Below are 14837 nucleotides of genomic sequence, written 5' to 3'. Positions count from 1 at the left end.
TTGTGGTGGTTGAAAAAATAACAATCCACAGGAGCGTGGAACATGCGTTGGGCGACTTATTTCGCCGTGTTGGCGTCTGTCTTGAGTGTCGGCCTGGCCTTGGGCGTCAGCATGCCGTTGGTTTCTTTTCGCCTGGAAAGCTGGGGTTACGGCTCGTTTGCAATTGGCGTGATGGCAGCGATGCCGGCGATCGGCGTATTGCTGGGGGCGAAGATTTCCAGCCATCTGGCGGCACGCCTTGGCACGGCCAACCTGATGCGCCTATGCCTGTGGGCCGGGGCAGTTTCCATAGGTCTGCTGGCGCTATTACCGAGTTACCCCGTCTGGTTGCTGCTACGGCTGATGATCGGGGTGATCCTGACCCTGGTGTTCATCCTCGGTGAAAGCTGGATCAATCAACTGGTGGTCGAGCAATGGCGGGGGCGCCTGGTGGCGTTGTATGGCAGCAGCTACGCGCTGAGCCAACTGGCCGGGCCGGTGCTGCTTGGCTTCCTGGGCACGGAGCACGATTACGGCTTTTGGGTGGGTGTCGGTCTGTTGCTGGCCGCGCCGTTCCTGTTGCTCGGGCGAAGCGGTGCGCCTTCCAGCGAAGCCAGCAGCGTGACTTTCGGTGACTTGCTGAGTTTCTGTCGTGGCCTCCCGGCGATTGCCTGGGCGGTCTCGCTGTTTGCCGCATTCGAAGCCATGATCCTGACGCTGTTGCCGGTCTACTGCCTGCGTCAGGGCTTTACCACGGAAATTGCGCTGGCGATGGTCAGCACCGTGGTGGTGGGTGATGCCCTGCTGCAGTTGCCCATTGGCGCTTTGGCCGATCGCCTGTCGCGGCGTGCGCTGTTTACCGGTTGCGCGTTGATATTGCTGGTGTCGAGTCTGGCGATCCCGATGTTGATCGACACGTTGCTGATCTGGCCGCTGTGGGTTCTGTTCGGCGCCAGTGCCGGTGGGTTGTTCACCTTGTCACTGATTCTGATCGGCGAGCGCTACCGCGACGATGCGCTGGTGCGAGCCAATGCGCACGTGGCACAGCTGTGGGGGATTGGCTGTCTGGTCGGGCCGCTGCTGGCCGGTGCTGGCAGTCAGTGGGTCAGCGGGCACGCGTTGCCGTTGCTGATGGCAGCGGGGGCCTTGGGTGTGCTGATTGTGGTGTTGCGGCAAGGGGCGTTTGGTACGGCGCAAGCTGCATAGATCTTTTGGGGTTTCTACAACATCCGCTCCAGGCCAACGGTGGTGCTGAGCCATGCATTGACCCGTCGCCACCAGCTCGCTGGCTCCTTGGTCAGCGTGTGCATTTTGCCGTCGTCTTCGGTGGTCCAGACGACTTGGTCTTTTTCCAGTTTCACCTCATAACTCAAGGCGGGTGCCATGCCCTGGAGCGCCAGCTCACGGACTCGGGCCGCGAGTTCCGGGCTGTCTACCAACACGCCGACTTCGGTGTTCCACAACACCGAGCGTGGATCGAAATTGAAAGAGCCGATGAAGGATTTTTGCTGGTCGAAAATGATCGCCTTGCTGTGCAGGCTGGAATCGGAGCCGCTATAGGCGGCGCTGGAGAACAGGCGCGGTCCACTACCACCGGGGCTGTCTTCACCGGGTTGGCGGCGCAATTCGAACAGCCGCACGCCGTGTTCCAGCAGCGCCTTGCGATAGGGTGCGTATCCACCGTGTACCGCCGGTACATCCGTGGCCTGCAGTGAATTGGTCAGCAAACTCACCGAGACCCCGGCGTCGGCGCGTCCGGTCAGGTAAACAAGTCCGGGTTCGCCGGGCACAAAGTAAGCCGAAACCATGATCAGCTCTTTGCTGACGCTATCGAGTTCGGGCGCCAGTTGCGTGGTCAGCAGCAAGTGCGGATCGGGTTCGCCCTTGGCCAGCACCTTGCTGGGCGCATCCCAGAGCGCCTGGCTCCAGGCCCAGATTAGCTCCTGACGCCAAGTATCGAGGCGCGGGTGAGTGGTATAGGTCATCAGGCGCTGGTAAAGCGCGTGATTCTGTCTGCGGTTTTCTTCCAGCGATTTTTCCAGGCCGGCACGGGTCTCCTTCAAGTCCTGGGCGGTCGGTTTGCTCGACAGGAATTCGTCGATCGGCTTGCTCAACGCGCTGTTCCAGTACTGGTCGAAACCGTGTCCGAGCTCGTCGGCGACAGGGCCAACGCCGAGGATGTCGATGTCGGTGAAGTTCATATTGGGTTCGGCGTCGAAATACTCGTCCCCCAGATTGCGCCCGCCGACTATGGCCATGCTGTTGTCCGCCAGCCACAACTTGTTATGCATGCGCCGATGTTGCTGCGACAGGTTCAGCAGCCGCCCCACGGTCCGCGTCACTCCGGTACTGCGCCCTAGATTCAACGGGTTGAACACGCGGATATGGATTTTCGGGTGAGCGGCGAGGGTGCCGATGAACTGGTCCAGGCCATCGCTGGCGGTATCGTCGAGCAGCACCCGAACACGTACACCACGGTCGGCGGCCTTGAGCAGCTCTTCGATCAGCATTCGTGTGCTGATACCGTCGTGCACGATGTAGTACTGCAAGTCGAGACTGCTTTGCGCGTTGCGGATCAGTTCGGCCCGGGCGGTGAAGGCTTCGGTGCTGTCGGACAGCAGGCGGAAGCCGGATTGCCCCTTATATGGCGCGGCCTGCGCCTGGACCGAACGACCAAACGCCGAATCCGAGGCTGGCAGCGCCTGGCTGGACTCTCGCCGAATGTCGAAGCTGGCGCATCCACTCAGGAACGAAGCGATTAGCAGGAGAACAAGCAGGGGCTGACTGACTCTCACGTTAGGTCGTTCCAGTTGGCGAGGAGTAATGACATATGGATGCTGGATTCCGGATAAAAGTCAGTCACTGAATGGGTCGTTTTCCGCCAGCAATTTGATCGCCATTGCGCCGACCTTGCGCACCGCTTCTTCGATCTGCGGTGTTGGTTTGGCAGCGTAGTTCATGCGCAGGCAATTGCGGTATTTGCCCGAGGCGGAAAAAATGCTGCCGACGGCGATCTGTACGCCTTGATCATCCAGGGCACGATTGAGTTTCAGGGTATCAAAGCCTTCCGGCAGTTCGACCCATAGCATGAAGCTGCCTTGCGGACGACTGGCGCGGGTTCCGGCGGGGAAGTAACGGGTCACCCAGTCAATCATCATGTCGCGATTGCGCTGGTATTGGGTGCGCATCCGGCGTAAATGCGGCTCGAAGTGGCCGCCCTTGAGAAATTCGGCGATGGCGATCTGCGGTTGCGGAGCGGTTGAGCCGGTGCTGATGTATTTCATGTGCAGCACCCGTTCCAGATAACGGCCGGGCGCAACCCAGCCGATACGCAAGCCGGGGGCCAGGGTCTTGGAAAACGAGCTGCACAACAGCACGCGCCCGTCTTCGTCGAAGGATTTGATCGTGCGCGGGCGAGGATAGGTGTAGGCCAGCTCGCCATACACATCGTCCTCGATGATCGCCACGTCAAATCGCTGTGCGAGTGTCAACAACGCGCGTTTACGCGACTCAGGCATGATGTAGCCCAAGGGGTTGTTGCAGTTGGGAGTCAGCTGTATGACTTTGATCGGCCACTGCTCCAGGGCCAGTTCGAGCGCGTCGAGGCTGATTCCGGTCAGCGGATCGGTGGGAATTTCCAGGGCTTTCATGCCCAGGCCCTTGAGGGTCTGCATGGCCCCGTGAAAGCTCGGCGAGTCCACCGCCACAATGTCACCGGGCTCGCAAATCGCCCGGATGCTGGTGGAGAGCGCTTCGTGGCAACCGGTGGTGACTACCAGTTCGCCGCAGCCCAGCTGGCAGCCGGAGTCGAGCATCAGGCGGGCGATTTGCTCGCGCAGTTCGAGGTTGCCATGAATGTTGTCGTAATACAGGCCAGGCATGTCCTGGCGCCGGCTGATCCGGGCCAGATCGCGTAGCAGTGGTTTCATGGTCGCGCTGGTGATGTCCGGCATGCCGCGCCCCAGTTGCACCACATCCTTGCGTGGAACTGCGCGAATAAGCTCCAACACCTGATCCCATTGGGAGATGTCTACCGGACGTTGCGCCGGGCGGCCTACCGCCGGCAGGTCCGGCAGTTCGCGGCTGGCTGGAACGAAATACCCGGATTTTGGCCTTGGCGTGGCCAGCCCGCTGTCTTCCAGCACTCGATAAGCCTGCTGCACCGTGCTCAGGCTGACCCCGTGCTCGACGCTCAGCGCCCGCACTGAGGGCAACCGGTCACCGGGGCGATAGAAGCCCTGTTCAATACGCGTGCCGAGCAATTCGGCGAGATTGACGTAAAGGGTCATGGCGCAGCCTCGTGGGTGGTGATCCGATAAACCAGTACAGATACGGCAAAAATCGAGGATTCAGACGCAACAACAGCAAATCTGTATGGAGTTAATACGGATAGATTGAATCTGTAATGCTTTTGGCCGCCCGCGCATCATGGAATCTCTGGCTACCCAAGTAAACAGGAGCGACCAAAATGAACGGCTTGAGCGATGTGCGGCTGACGTTACACAGTCAGGAACTGGTGACAGGACAGAGGAACGGCATGCGCGAGACAATGCGCAACGCGCCGTCCTGTCTGAATCGCTGGGACCTGTTCTGGCATCGTCTGCACACGCGCCAGGCGTTGCTGGCGCTGACGCCGGATCAGTTGAAGGACATCGGCCTGACCCGTGAGCAGGCGCTGGAGGAGGGGCTGAAACCCTTCTGGCGGAGCTGAAACAGGCAGTGTTCTTCAGGGCCTCTTCGCGGGCAAGCCCACTCCCACAATGGATCTGTGATCGACGCATATCCCCTGTGGGAGCGGGCTTGCTCGCGAAGGCGCCAGACGTGTCGCCGCCATTCTTTCAGACCAACTCTTTAAGCCGATGCCAAAGCATCCCCAACGCCAACAACGGCGAACGCAAATGCTTTCCACCTGGGAAGGTAATGTGCGGCACCTTTGCAAACAGATCGAACCCACCGCTGTGTTGGCCACTGATGGCTTCGGCCAGCAGCTTGCCCGCCAGATGCGTGGCATTCACACCATGCCCGGAATAGGCTTGGGCGTAGTAGACATTCGGCTGGTCCTTGAGACGTCCAATCTGCGGCAGACGGTTGGCGCCGATGCCAATCATGCCGCCCCATTGATAGTCGATCTTCACTGCGTCCAACTGCGGGAAGACCTCCAGCATTTTCGGGCGCATGTAAGCGGCAATGTCTTTCGGGTCGCGCCCCGAATAATGGCAGGCTCCACCGAACAGCAGGCGTCGGTCCGCCGAGAGCCGGTAGTAATCCAGCGCCACCCGTTGGTCACAGACCGCCATGTTCTGCGGTAGCAGTTCCTGGGCCTGTTCTTCGCTCAGTGGCTCGGTGGCGATGATGTAGCTGCCAGCGGGCAAGACTTTGCCGCTGAGTTCGGGATTAAGTCCGCTCAAGTAGGCATTGCAACCCAGCACGAGAGTCTTGGCGCGCACCACACCTTGGGCGGTATGAACCTTGACCTGCGGGCCGTAATCGATGCGAGTGACAGCTGAGTGCTCGAACAGCCTGACTCCCAACTGCTGCGCCGCAGCGGCTTCGCCCAAAGCCAGGTTCAGTGGATGCAAGTGCCCGGAACCCATGTCGATCAGTCCGCCGACGTAACGCCCGGAGCCGACTACGGTGTGCATTTCGTTGGCTTGCAGCAGGCGGGTTTCATAGCGATAGCCGAGGCTGCGCAGCTCTTCGGCATCCTCGGCGAAACCTTCAAGGTCGCGGGGCTTGTTGGCCAGGTCGCAGTAGCCCCAGGTCAGGTCGCAGGGGATCCGGAAGTGTTCGACCCGCTGGCGGACGATACCCACGGCTTCCAGGCACATGAGTTTCATCTGGCGTACACCGTCCACGCCGATCACATTGGTGAATTGCTCAAGGCCGTGGCCGACGCCGCGAATCAGCTGCCCGCCATTGCGACCGCTGGCGCCCCAACCGATCTTGTGGGCTTCGAGCAGCACCACACTGAGCCCGCGCCCGGCGAGCTCGATCGCCGTGTTCAACCCGGAAAATCCGCCGCCAACCACGCACACATCGGCCACCACTTCGCCCTGAAGCACCGGGTGCTCAGGCTGCGCAAGGCTGCTGGCGGCGTAATACGAGGCGGTGTGCTGGTGGTGTGCAGCAGGCTGTTGAGCACGGGCATTCATGTGCGTATTCCCGATTCATGTGTTTAGAAAATTTGACGGAGCATAAGCCGGACTTTCCCGAGCGGGCAACACTGGTCGGTTGCTGCTGTCTGGATCCGGGCTTTTGCGTCAGAATCGCGCTCCAATCCGCTATTGGCCACCGCTTCAATGGACTGCAACAGTCAGAGAATCCGTACGCTGCGCCAGCAGATTCCCTCTTTCGAGTGCGTGCCTGGTTGCCACGACTGCTGTGGACCGGTGACCACCTCGCCGGAAGAAATGTCGCGCCTGCCGCGCAAGACCCGCGCCGAGCAGGATGCTGCGATGGACGAGCTCAATTGTGTGCATCTGGGGCCGAACGGTTGCACGGTGTATGACGAGCGGCCGCTGATCTGCCGGCTGTTCGGTACCACCAGGACATTGCCATGCCCAAATGGGCGGGGGCCGGTGGAATTGATACATCCGCGGGTGGAACAGCAGGTGTTCGAGTACATGGCCAGCACCCGGCAGGTGCTGGTCTAGGTAGACCGAGTCGCTACCTTCGCGAGCAAGCCCGCTCCCACATTTGACCGGGTTGTCCCAGATGAACGCGATCAAATGTGGGAGCGGGCTTGCTCGCGAAGGCTGCCGAACAGACGCCGCAAGCTTCAATCCGGAATCGGCAAGCTCAGGCTCTCTTTCACTTCTTCCATCACGATATAGCTCTTGGACTCCCGCACATGGGGCAGCTTGAGCAGGATGTCGCCGAGCAGCTTGCGGTACGAAGCCATCTCGGAAATCCGCGCCTTCACGAGATAGTCGAAATCCCCTGACACCAGATGACATTCCAGTACATGGGGCAATTTCAGCACCGCGCGTCGGAACTCTTCGAAGGTATCACCGGATTTGTAGTCCAGGCTGATCTCCACGAACACCAGGAGACTACCCTTCAAGTGCTGCGGGTTGAGCCGGGCGTTGTAGCCCATGATGATCCCTTCGCGCTCCAGGCGCCGGACCCGCTCGGTACAGGGCGTGGTCGAGAGCCCGACCTTTTCCCCCAGCTCGGTAAAGGAGATGCGCCCGTCCGCCTGCAGGATTCGCAAGATGTTGCGGTCGATCTTGTCCAGCTCCCGTTTGGTCTGAGTGTTGGTCCGCATAGGGGATGCGCCTCCGTGAAAAGGGTTTTTGCCGAGAATTGTCGCCAAATATAGGCGTTTATATAGTGAAATGCACTGGCAGATCTTTTTTACACTGCGCACATCTGTAGCTCTGATCAACAAACGTCAGCGGTTCGCCGCGATGAGGGATATGAAAATGCGCGTCATGGTCTTGGGTAGCGGCGTCATCGGTACCACCAGTGCTTATTATCTGGCCCGTGCCGGATTTGAAGTGGTGGTCGTGGACCGGCAGCCGGCTGCTGCCATGGAGACCAGTTTCGCCAACGCCGGGCAAGTCTCGCCGGGTTATGCCTCGCCGTGGGCTGCGCCGGGTGTGCCGCTCAAAGCCATCAAGTGGCTGTTGCAGCGCCATGCGCCACTGGCGATCAAGGCCACTGCCGACATCGATCAATACCTGTGGATGGCCCAGATGCTGCGTAACTGCACGGCCAGCCGCTATGCAGTGAACAAGGAGCGCATGGTCCGCCTGTCCGAGTACAGCCGTGACTGCCTCGACGAACTGCGCGCTGAAACCGGCATTGCCTATGAAGGCCGCAGCCTCGGTACTACCCAATTGTTCCGTACCCAGGCCCAGCTTGACGGCGCAGCGAAAGACATCGCCGTGTTGAAGGAGTCCGGCGTACCGTTCGAGCTGCTCGACCGCGAGGGCATTGCCCGCGTCGAACCAGCCCTGGCCCAGGTGACCGATATTCTCGCCGGTGCCCTGCGCCTGCCGAACGACCAGACCGGCGACTGTCAGATGTTCACCACTCGCCTGGCTGAAATGGCCACGAAACTTGGTGTGCAGTTCCGTTTCGGCCAGGACATCCAGCGCCTCGACTTCGCCGGTGACCGTATCAATGGCGTGTGGATCGACGGCAAGCTGGAAACCGCTGACCGCTATGTGCTGGCTCTGGGCAGCTACTCGCCGCAACTGCTCAAGCCGCTGGGCATCAAGGCACCGGTGTATCCGCTCAAGGGCTACTCCCTGACCGTGCCGATCACCAATGCGGCGATGGCTCCGACCTCGACCATTCTCGACGAGACCTACAAGGTCGCGATCACCCGTTTTGACAACCGCATCCGCGTTGGTGGCATGGCGGAAATTGCCGGTTTTGACCTGTCGCTGAACCCGCGTCGACGCGAAACCCTGGAGATGATCGTCAACGATCTTTATCCTCAGGGCGGCGATCTGGCCCAGGCCAGCTTCTGGACCGGCTTGCGTCCGACCACCCCGGACGGCACGCCGATTGTCGGCGCTACCCCATTCAAGAACCTGTTCCTGAACACCGGTCACGGCACGCTCGGCTGGACCATGGCGTGTGGCTCCGGCCGCTTGCTGGCTGACCTGATGGCGAAGAAAAAGCCGCAGATCAGCGCCGAAGGCCTCGATATTTCCCGTTATGGCAGCAAAATCCAGGAGTCTGCAAAGCATGTCAGTCCAGCGCCAGCTCACCAATGAGCGCATGAGTCAGATCGTCACCCATAACGGCACGGTGTACCTGGCCGGGCAGGTCGGCGACGACATGAACGCCGGGATTGAACAACAGACCCGTGAAACCCTGGCCAATATCGAGCGTTTGCTCGACCTGGCCGGGACCGACAAGAATCAACTGCTGTCGGTAACTATTTACCTGAAAGACATCGACGCGCATTTCGAAGGCATGAACGCGGTGTGGGACAAGTGGCTGCCAAAAGGCGTCGCGCCGGCCCGTGCCACCGTTGAATCGAAACTGTGCGAGCCGGAAATTCTGGTTGAGCTGTCGGTTGTAGCGGCTCTGCCATAAGCCTGTCACAAAGATCCCTCTTCCGGTGCTGCTGGCGGTTTACGCCGACAGCCAGCGCCGGTTTTTTTTACAAAACCCGACCAGAAGTCTGCCGCCATGCGTCCTGCCCGTGCCCTGATCGATCTTCAAGCCCTGCGTCACAACTACCAGATCGCCCGTGAACTGACGGGGGCTCGCGCCCTCGCTGTGATCAAGGCCGATGCCTATGGCCATGGCGCGGTGCGTTGCGCCCAGGCGCTGGAAGCCGAGGCGGACGGGTTTGCCGTGGCGTGCATCGAAGAGGCTCTGGAGTTGCGGGCGGCGGGCATTCACGCGCCGGTGTTGTTGCTGGAAGGTTTTTTCGAAGCCTCAGAGTTGTCGCTGATCATCGAGCATGATTTCTGGTGCGTGGTGCATTCATTGTGGCAACTCGAAGCCATCGAGAAAGCCGTATTGAGCAAGCCGATTACCGTATGGCTCAAGCTTGATTCGGGTATGCACCGGGTGGGCTTGCATCCGGCGGATTACCAGGCGGCCTATCAACGCCTGTTGGCCAGCGGCAAGGTCGCGAAGATCGTGCTGATGAGCCACTTCGCCCGTGCCGATGAGTTGCACGAACAAACCAGCGCCGAGCAGGTGGCTGTGTTCGAGGCGGCGCGTCAGGGCTTGTCCGCCGAGGTCAGCCTGCGCAACTCCCCGGCGGTACTCGGTTGGCCACAGATTCCGAGCGATTGGGTACGTCCGGGCATCATGCTCTACGGCGCCACGCCGTTCGAAGAAGCCAATGAAGTCGCCTCGCGCCTGCAGCCGGTGATGACCCTCGAATCGAAAGTGATCTGCGTGCGTGAACTGCCGGCCGGCGAACCGATTGGTTACGGCGCCAGGTTTATTACGTCCAAACCGATGCGCGTGGGCGTAGTAGCCATGGGGTACGCCGACGGCTATCCGCGCCAGGCACCGACCGGTACTCCGGTGCTGGTCGCCGGGCAGCGCAGCCAATTGATCGGCCGGGTATCGATGGACATGCTGTGCATCGACCTGACCGATGTGCCGCAAGCCGGCCTGGGTTCGACCGTCGAATTGTGGGGTAAAAACATCCTGGCCAGCGAAGTGGCCATGGCTGCCGGGACGATTCCTTATCAGATCTTCTGCAACCTGCGCCGGGTGCCAATGCTCTATTCCGGGGCTTAGTGCCAGGAACGCCAGACCGGAAGTCGCCTCACCGGACAGGATTCGGGCCAAAGTGTTGTAAATACTGAACGCTGTCGCCATGATAACGCTCATTATTCCAACAAACCTGATTCCTGGAGGCGCAAGCTTGGACGTCGGTGAACGACTGCAATCCATCCGTAGGCTCAAGGGCCTTTCCCAGCGTGAACTCGCCAAACGGGCGGGGGTCACCAACAGCACCATTTCGATGATCGAGAAGAACAGCGTCAGCCCCTCGATCAGTTCGCTGAGGAAAGTACTGGGCGGGATTCCCATGTCCATGGTCGAGTTCTTTTCCGAAGAAATCCTGCAGGAAAAACCGACTCAGATCGTCTACAAGGCCAACGAGCTGATCGATATCTCCGATGGTGCGGTGACCATGAAGCTGGTCGGTCGGGCGCATCCCAGCCGGGCTATCGCGTTTCTCAATGAAATCTATCCGCCAGGCGCCGACACCGGGGACGAGATGCTCACCCATGAGGGCGAGGAAACCGGCATTCTGGTCGAAGGAAAACTGGAGCTGGTGGTCGGGCTGGAAACTTTTGTGCTCGAAGCTGGCGATAGCTACTACTTTGAAAGTACCAAGCCTCACCGTTTCCGTAATCCGTTCGATGTGCCTGCGCGACTAATCAGCGCAGCCACGCCGGCGAATTTCTAAGGGGAAGAGGCGTCCTGCCAGTATCGCAGAGGCGTCCGGGGTGTTTTTTCGCCAGCGCCTAAGACCCCTTCGACTTTGGGGTTGTTTCAGTGACGCGGGCTTACCGCTATACTTGCGCCCGCCTGCGAACCGTGGCCGTAGGCGTGACTAGCCACCATTGAGGGTGAACGCGTGAATCTAATTATGAAAATGCTGGCTGCACCAGCAACCGTATTGGCCCTATGGGCTGTCAGCGCTCAAGCTGCGACCAACGACGATATCGCCAAACGCCTTGAACCGGTCGGTCAAGTCTGTGTTCAGGGTCAAGAGTGCAAGGGCATGGAAGTCGCTGCCTCTACCGGTGGTGGCGGAGGTGCAAAAACGCCTAAAGATGTCATTGCAAAGCATTGCAATGCTTGCCACGGCACCGGCCTGCTGGGCGCACCGAAAATCGGTGACAAGGCTGCCTGGAAAGAGCGTGCTGATCACCAGGGCGGCCTTGACGGCATCCTGGCCAAAGCCATCACCGGCATTAACGCAATGCCGCCAAAAGGCACCTGCGCTGACTGCTCTGATGATGAGCTGAAGGGCGCTATCAAAGAGATGTCCGGCCTGTAATTCGCCGAACCTTTCGCCAAAAAAACCGCTTTCGAGCGGTTTTTTTGTGCGTGTCGTTCAGGGTTGGATAGTGTGGGGTGATAGAGAGTCGTCCCCTCACCCCAGCCCTCTCCCAAAGGGAGAGGGGGCCGACCGAGGTGTCTTGCGTAATACATCGACCTGAAACATCGGGTTGATTATGGATTCAGAGCGGTACTTGCGATTCTTTGGCAGCCCCCCCCAGGCCTGGTCCCAGCCCTCCCGAAACGTCCGGCCGCCCGTGGTGGCTTGTGTAATACATCGACCTGAAACATCGGGTTGATTATGGATTCAGAGCGGTACTTGCGATTCTTTGGCAGCCCCCCCCAGGCCTGGTCCCAGCCCTCCCGAAACGTCCGGCCGCCCGTGGTGGCTTGTGTAATACATCGACCTGAAACATCGGGTTGATTATGGACTCAGAGCGGTACTTGCGATTCTTTGGCAGCCCCCCCAGGCCTGGTACAAGCCCTCCCGAAACGTCCGGCCGCCCGTGGTGTCTTGTGTAATACATCGACCTGAAAAGATCGGGTCGATTATGGATTCGGTACGGTACTTTCAGGTCGATGTGGCTCTTGAACAACCCTCAGTCGGTCCCCTCTCCCTTGGGAGAGGGTTAGGGTGAGGGGCTGTTCTTTGCAGCAAACTCCCGGCAAGCTCGGTCGTACCCTATTCACGGAACGGTTGGGAGGCTTCAGATGGTGCAGTTGTGTTCGATCGAACAGGCAGTGGATGACGTTTTGGCACGCTTGCCGGCGCATATTCACATGGGTCTGCCGCTAGGGCTGGGCAAACCCAACCACTTCGTCAACGCGCTGTACCGGCGTATTGCGCAGTTGCCCGAGCGGCGGCTGACGGTCTACACCGCGCTGTGCCTGGGCCGGCCTGCCTTGGGCGATGGCTTACAGAAGCGCTTCCTGGAACCCTTCGTAGAAGAGGTTTTCGGCGATTATCCGGAACTGGATTTTCTCGCCGATCTGCAGCAGGACAAGTTGCCGCACAACGTTCACATCCAGCAGTTTTTCATGCAGCCCGGCAGCCTGCTCAATAGCGCAACGGCGCAGCAGGATTACGTCAGCAGCAACTACAGCCATGCCGCCCGGGATATCAACGCCGCCGGCTTGAATCTGGTGGCGCAACTGGTGGCCAGCCACGACGAGCATCCTGATCGCTTGAGCCTGAGCTGCAACCCGGACATCACCCTCGACCTGTTGCCGATGATCGCCAGGCGCCGCGCTGGCGGCGAAACCATTCTGATGGTGGGCCAGGTACACAACGATTTGCCCTACATGCCTGGCGATGCGCAAGTCGGTATCGACACCTTCGACCTGCTGATCGACGAGAAGGACAACAGCACACTTTTCTCCACGCCGAACATGCCGGTGGGTTTCCAGGACCATTTCATCGGCCTGCACGCCAGTGCACTGGTGCGTGACGGCGGCACGCTGCAGATCGGCATCGGCTCCATGGGCGATGCCCTGACGGCAGCGCTGTTGGCGAGACAGGCCGACAACGGTGGTTACAAGGCTTTGCTGGAGGATGTAGACCTCGGCCTGTGGGCGCAGCTCATTGCCCGTGAAGGCGGTGTCGATCCCTTTGTCAGGGGCTTGTACGGTTGCAGCGAAATGTTCGTCAACGGCCTGCTGGTGCTGGCTGAGGCCGGTATCGTGAGGCGCAAGGTTTACCCGGACGTCGCGACCCAGCAGCGGGCGAATGCCGGTACGCTGGACGAAGCTGCGCAGGCTGATGGTATTTCAGTGCATGGCGGTTTTTTCCTCGGTCCGCGCGCCTTCTATGAGCGCTTGCGCGAGATGCCGCAGAGCAAGCGCCTGGAATTCAACATGACCCGCATCAGCTACATCAACGAGCTTCACGGCCAGGAAGAACTCAAGCGCTTGCAACGTCTCGATGCGCGGTTCATCAACACCGCGTTCACCGTGACCCTCCTCGGTGCTGGCGTAGCGGATCAGCTGGAGGACGGGCGTGTACTCAGTGGTGTTGGCGGACAGTACAACTTCGTGGTTCAGGGCCATGCGCTGGAAGGTGCACGGTCAGTGTTGCTGCTGCGTAGCTGGCGCGAATCAGGCGGGGAGGTCAGTTCGAACATCGTCTGGGAGTACGGTCACTGCACGATCCCCCGGCACTTGCGCGACATCGTGGTCACCGAGTACGGCATTGCCGATCTGCGTGGCAAGACCGATGCGGCGGTGATCGAAGCGTTGCTCAATATCAGCGATTCGCGGTTTCAGCCCGGGTTGATCGAGCAGGCGCAGAAGGTCGGCAAGTTGCCGAAGGATTTCCTTCTTGATCCACGGTTCACCGAGAACAACCCACAGCGTTTGCAGGCGATTCAGGCGCGGCATCCGCATCTGTTTGCGGAATATCCATTGGGGTGCGATTTCACCGGGGTAGAGCGGGATTTGTTGCGGGCGCTGAACTGGTTGAAGAGCAAGTTCAAACTGAGCGAAGTGCTGGAGCTGGGCAAGGCAGCGCTGGATGCGCCGCAGGCATCGTTGTATCCAGAACATTTGGCGCGGATGCAACTGAGCAGTACGGAGGGGTTGAAGGAAGATTTGTATCAGCGGTTGCTGCTGGCCGGCCTGAAAGCAACCGAGCAATAACAGACAACCCAAAACAACTGTGGGAGCGGGCTTGCTCGCGAATGCGGTGTATCTGTCAATAAACCTCTCGACTGACACACCGCATTCGCGAGCAAGCCCGCTCCCACAGGAGGTAGACGGTGTGACTTAGTCGATAAAGGTCACGACACCACCGGCCAGCGATTGCACACGCGCCAATGACTCAACGCGATAACCCTGCGAATCCAGCTCGGCACGGCCGCCCTGGAACGATTTTTCGATCACGATCCCCAGGCCTGCCACTGTTGCACCGGCTTGCTTGATGATCGAAATCAGCGCCTGGGACGCCTTGCCGTTGGCCAAAAAGTCATCAATGATCAGCACGCGGTCGCTGCTGGTCAGGTGACGCGGGGAGATGGCCACAGTGCTTTCAGTCTTCTTGGTGAACGAGTAAACGGTCGCCGACAGCAGATTTTCGGTCAGGGTCAGGGACTGTTGCTTGCGCGCGAAGATCACCGGTACGCCAAGGTTCAGGCCGGTCATGATCGCTGGTGCGATACCCGAGGCCTCGATGGTGACGATTTTGGTGATACCCGAATCCTTGAACAGCGTGGCGAATTCGTCGCCGATCAGCTTCATCAGGGCCGGGTCGATCTGGTGGTTCAAAAAGGCGTCGACCTTCAGGACCTGGTCGGAAAGCACGATGCCCTCTTCGCGAATTTTCTTGTGCAGTGCTTCCATGAAGCTTGTCCTCATTTGGCGTGTTT

At 59.7% G+C, this 14837-nt stretch carries 14 protein-coding genes; 9 read left to right on the top strand and 5 right to left on the bottom strand.

Translation table 11 applies throughout. The features are described from left to right. Nucleotides 1-42 precede the first annotated feature (42 nt). Complete coding sequence (locus tag AC07OG_RS01480) at nt 43-1185, top strand: MFS transporter (RefSeq protein WP_060542566.1); 1143 nt, start codon at nt 43-45, stop codon at nt 1183-1185. Between the two features lie 14 nt (nt 1186-1199). On the opposite strand, the gene AC07OG_RS01475 is transcribed toward AC07OG_RS01480, so the two are convergent. Together AC07OG_RS01475 and AC07OG_RS01470 are read right to left on the bottom strand one after the other, a co-directional pair. After that, a complete protein-coding gene (locus AC07OG_RS01475; RefSeq protein ID WP_495066044.1) occupies nt 1200-2774 on the bottom strand; it encodes a phospholipase D-like domain-containing protein in 1575 nt (524 codons plus the stop codon). Nucleotides 2775-2834: 60 nt separating this feature from the next. Further along, nucleotides 2835-4268, bottom strand: a complete 1434-nt coding sequence (locus tag AC07OG_RS01470; RefSeq protein WP_495066043.1) for an aminotransferase-like domain-containing protein — start codon at nt 4266-4268, stop codon at nt 2835-2837. A 179-nt stretch (nt 4269-4447) separates the two neighbouring features. Here AC07OG_RS01470 and AC07OG_RS01465 point away from each other — a divergent pair, with 179 nt between their 5' ends. Further along, complete coding sequence (locus AC07OG_RS01465; protein ID WP_495066042.1) at nt 4448-4690, top strand: DUF1127 domain-containing protein; 243 nt, start codon at nt 4448-4450, stop codon at nt 4688-4690. 127 nt (nt 4691-4817) lie between these two features. Here AC07OG_RS01465 and AC07OG_RS01460 read toward each other — a convergent pair whose 3' ends face one another. Then, a complete protein-coding gene (locus AC07OG_RS01460) occupies nt 4818-6131 on the bottom strand; it encodes an NAD(P)/FAD-dependent oxidoreductase (RefSeq protein WP_495066041.1) in 1314 nt (437 codons plus the stop codon). 147 nt (nt 6132-6278) lie between these two features. Between AC07OG_RS01460 and AC07OG_RS01455 the strand changes: the two genes are divergently transcribed. Then, nucleotides 6279-6632: a YkgJ family cysteine cluster protein gene (locus tag AC07OG_RS01455; protein ID WP_495066040.1), complete on the top strand. Its 354-nt coding sequence runs from the start codon at nt 6279-6281 to the stop codon at nt 6630-6632. Nucleotides 6633-6757: 125 nt separating this feature from the next. Here the strand turns inward: AC07OG_RS01455 and AC07OG_RS01450 are convergent, their stop codons facing one another. Beyond that, nucleotides 6758-7246, bottom strand: a complete 489-nt coding sequence (locus AC07OG_RS01450) for an Lrp/AsnC ligand binding domain-containing protein (protein ID WP_003177284.1) — start codon at nt 7244-7246, stop codon at nt 6758-6760. 157 nt (nt 7247-7403) lie between these two features. On the opposite strand from AC07OG_RS01450, the gene dadA reads away from it, so the two are divergent. The 6 genes from dadA to AC07OG_RS01420 all read left to right on the top strand — a co-directional run bounded on the left by dadA (nt 7404) and on the right by AC07OG_RS01420 (nt 14112). After that, the gene (gene dadA / locus AC07OG_RS01445; protein WP_218423565.1) at nt 7404-8708 is read left to right on the top strand and encodes a D-amino acid dehydrogenase; all 1305 of its coding nucleotides are present in this window, start codon (nt 7404-7406) and stop codon (nt 8706-8708) included. Then, complete coding sequence (locus AC07OG_RS01440) at nt 8680-9033, top strand: RidA family protein (RefSeq protein ID WP_495066039.1); 354 nt, start codon at nt 8680-8682, stop codon at nt 9031-9033. Before dadA ends, AC07OG_RS01440 begins: the two co-directional genes overlap by 29 nt. 96 nt (nt 9034-9129) lie before the next feature. Continuing rightward, a complete protein-coding gene (gene alr, locus AC07OG_RS01435; RefSeq protein WP_060542559.1) occupies nt 9130-10203 on the top strand; it encodes an alanine racemase in 1074 nt (357 codons plus the stop codon). A 127-nt stretch (nt 10204-10330) separates the two neighbouring features. Then, on the top strand, nt 10331-10879 hold the full coding sequence (locus AC07OG_RS01430; RefSeq protein ID WP_008023455.1) for a cupin domain-containing protein: 549 nt from the start codon (nt 10331-10333) through the stop codon (nt 10877-10879). A 183-nt stretch (nt 10880-11062) separates the two neighbouring features. Further along, a complete protein-coding gene (locus AC07OG_RS01425; RefSeq protein ID WP_495066157.1) occupies nt 11063-11476 on the top strand; it encodes a c-type cytochrome in 414 nt (137 codons plus the stop codon). 713 nt (nt 11477-12189) lie between these two features. Beyond that, entirely contained in the window at nt 12190-14112 is a 1923-nt protein-coding gene (locus AC07OG_RS01420) for an acetyl-CoA hydrolase/transferase C-terminal domain-containing protein (protein ID WP_495066038.1), read from the top strand. A gap of 126 nt (nt 14113-14238) precedes the next feature. Here AC07OG_RS01420 and AC07OG_RS01415 read toward each other — a convergent pair whose 3' ends face one another. Next, the gene (locus tag AC07OG_RS01415) at nt 14239-14811 is read right to left on the bottom strand and encodes a xanthine phosphoribosyltransferase (RefSeq protein ID WP_060542556.1); all 573 of its coding nucleotides are present in this window, start codon (nt 14809-14811) and stop codon (nt 14239-14241) included. Nucleotides 14812-14837 lie beyond the last annotated feature (26 nt).

It is taken from the genome of Pseudomonas sp. GW821-FHT09H03 (assembly GCF_059415945.1).
The sequence above is the reverse complement of the archived record's forward strand: the minus strand, read 5'-3'. Positions and strand labels throughout refer to the sequence as shown.

Excerpts from the sequence above, each read along its gene's own strand:
- AC07OG_RS01480 (WP_060542566.1), top strand. The coding sequence starts at position 43 with ATGCGTTGGGCGACTTATTTCGCCGTGTTGGCGTCTGTCTTGAGTGTC.
- AC07OG_RS01470 (WP_495066043.1), bottom strand. The coding sequence starts at position 4,268 with ATGACCCTTTACGTCAATCTCGCCGAATTGCTCGGCACGCGTATTGAA.
- AC07OG_RS01465 (WP_495066042.1), top strand. The coding sequence starts at position 4,448 with ATGAACGGCTTGAGCGATGTGCGGCTGACGTTACACAGTCAGGAACTG.
- AC07OG_RS01460 (WP_495066041.1), bottom strand. The coding sequence starts at position 6,131 with ATGAATGCCCGTGCTCAACAGCCTGCTGCACACCACCAGCACACCGCC.
- AC07OG_RS01455 (WP_495066040.1), top strand. The coding sequence starts at position 6,279 with ATGGACTGCAACAGTCAGAGAATCCGTACGCTGCGCCAGCAGATTCCC.
- AC07OG_RS01450 (WP_003177284.1), bottom strand. The coding sequence starts at position 7,246 with ATGCGGACCAACACTCAGACCAAACGGGAGCTGGACAAGATCGACCGC.
- dadA (WP_218423565.1), top strand. The coding sequence starts at position 7,404 with ATGCGCGTCATGGTCTTGGGTAGCGGCGTCATCGGTACCACCAGTGCT.
- AC07OG_RS01440 (WP_495066039.1), top strand. The coding sequence starts at position 8,680 with ATGTCAGTCCAGCGCCAGCTCACCAATGAGCGCATGAGTCAGATCGTC.
- alr (WP_060542559.1), top strand. The coding sequence starts at position 9,130 with ATGCGTCCTGCCCGTGCCCTGATCGATCTTCAAGCCCTGCGTCACAAC.
- AC07OG_RS01425 (WP_495066157.1), top strand. The coding sequence starts at position 11,063 with ATGAAAATGCTGGCTGCACCAGCAACCGTATTGGCCCTATGGGCTGTC.
- AC07OG_RS01420 (WP_495066038.1), top strand. The coding sequence starts at position 12,190 with ATGGTGCAGTTGTGTTCGATCGAACAGGCAGTGGATGACGTTTTGGCA.
- AC07OG_RS01415 (WP_060542556.1), bottom strand. The coding sequence starts at position 14,811 with ATGGAAGCACTGCACAAGAAAATTCGCGAAGAGGGCATCGTGCTTTCC.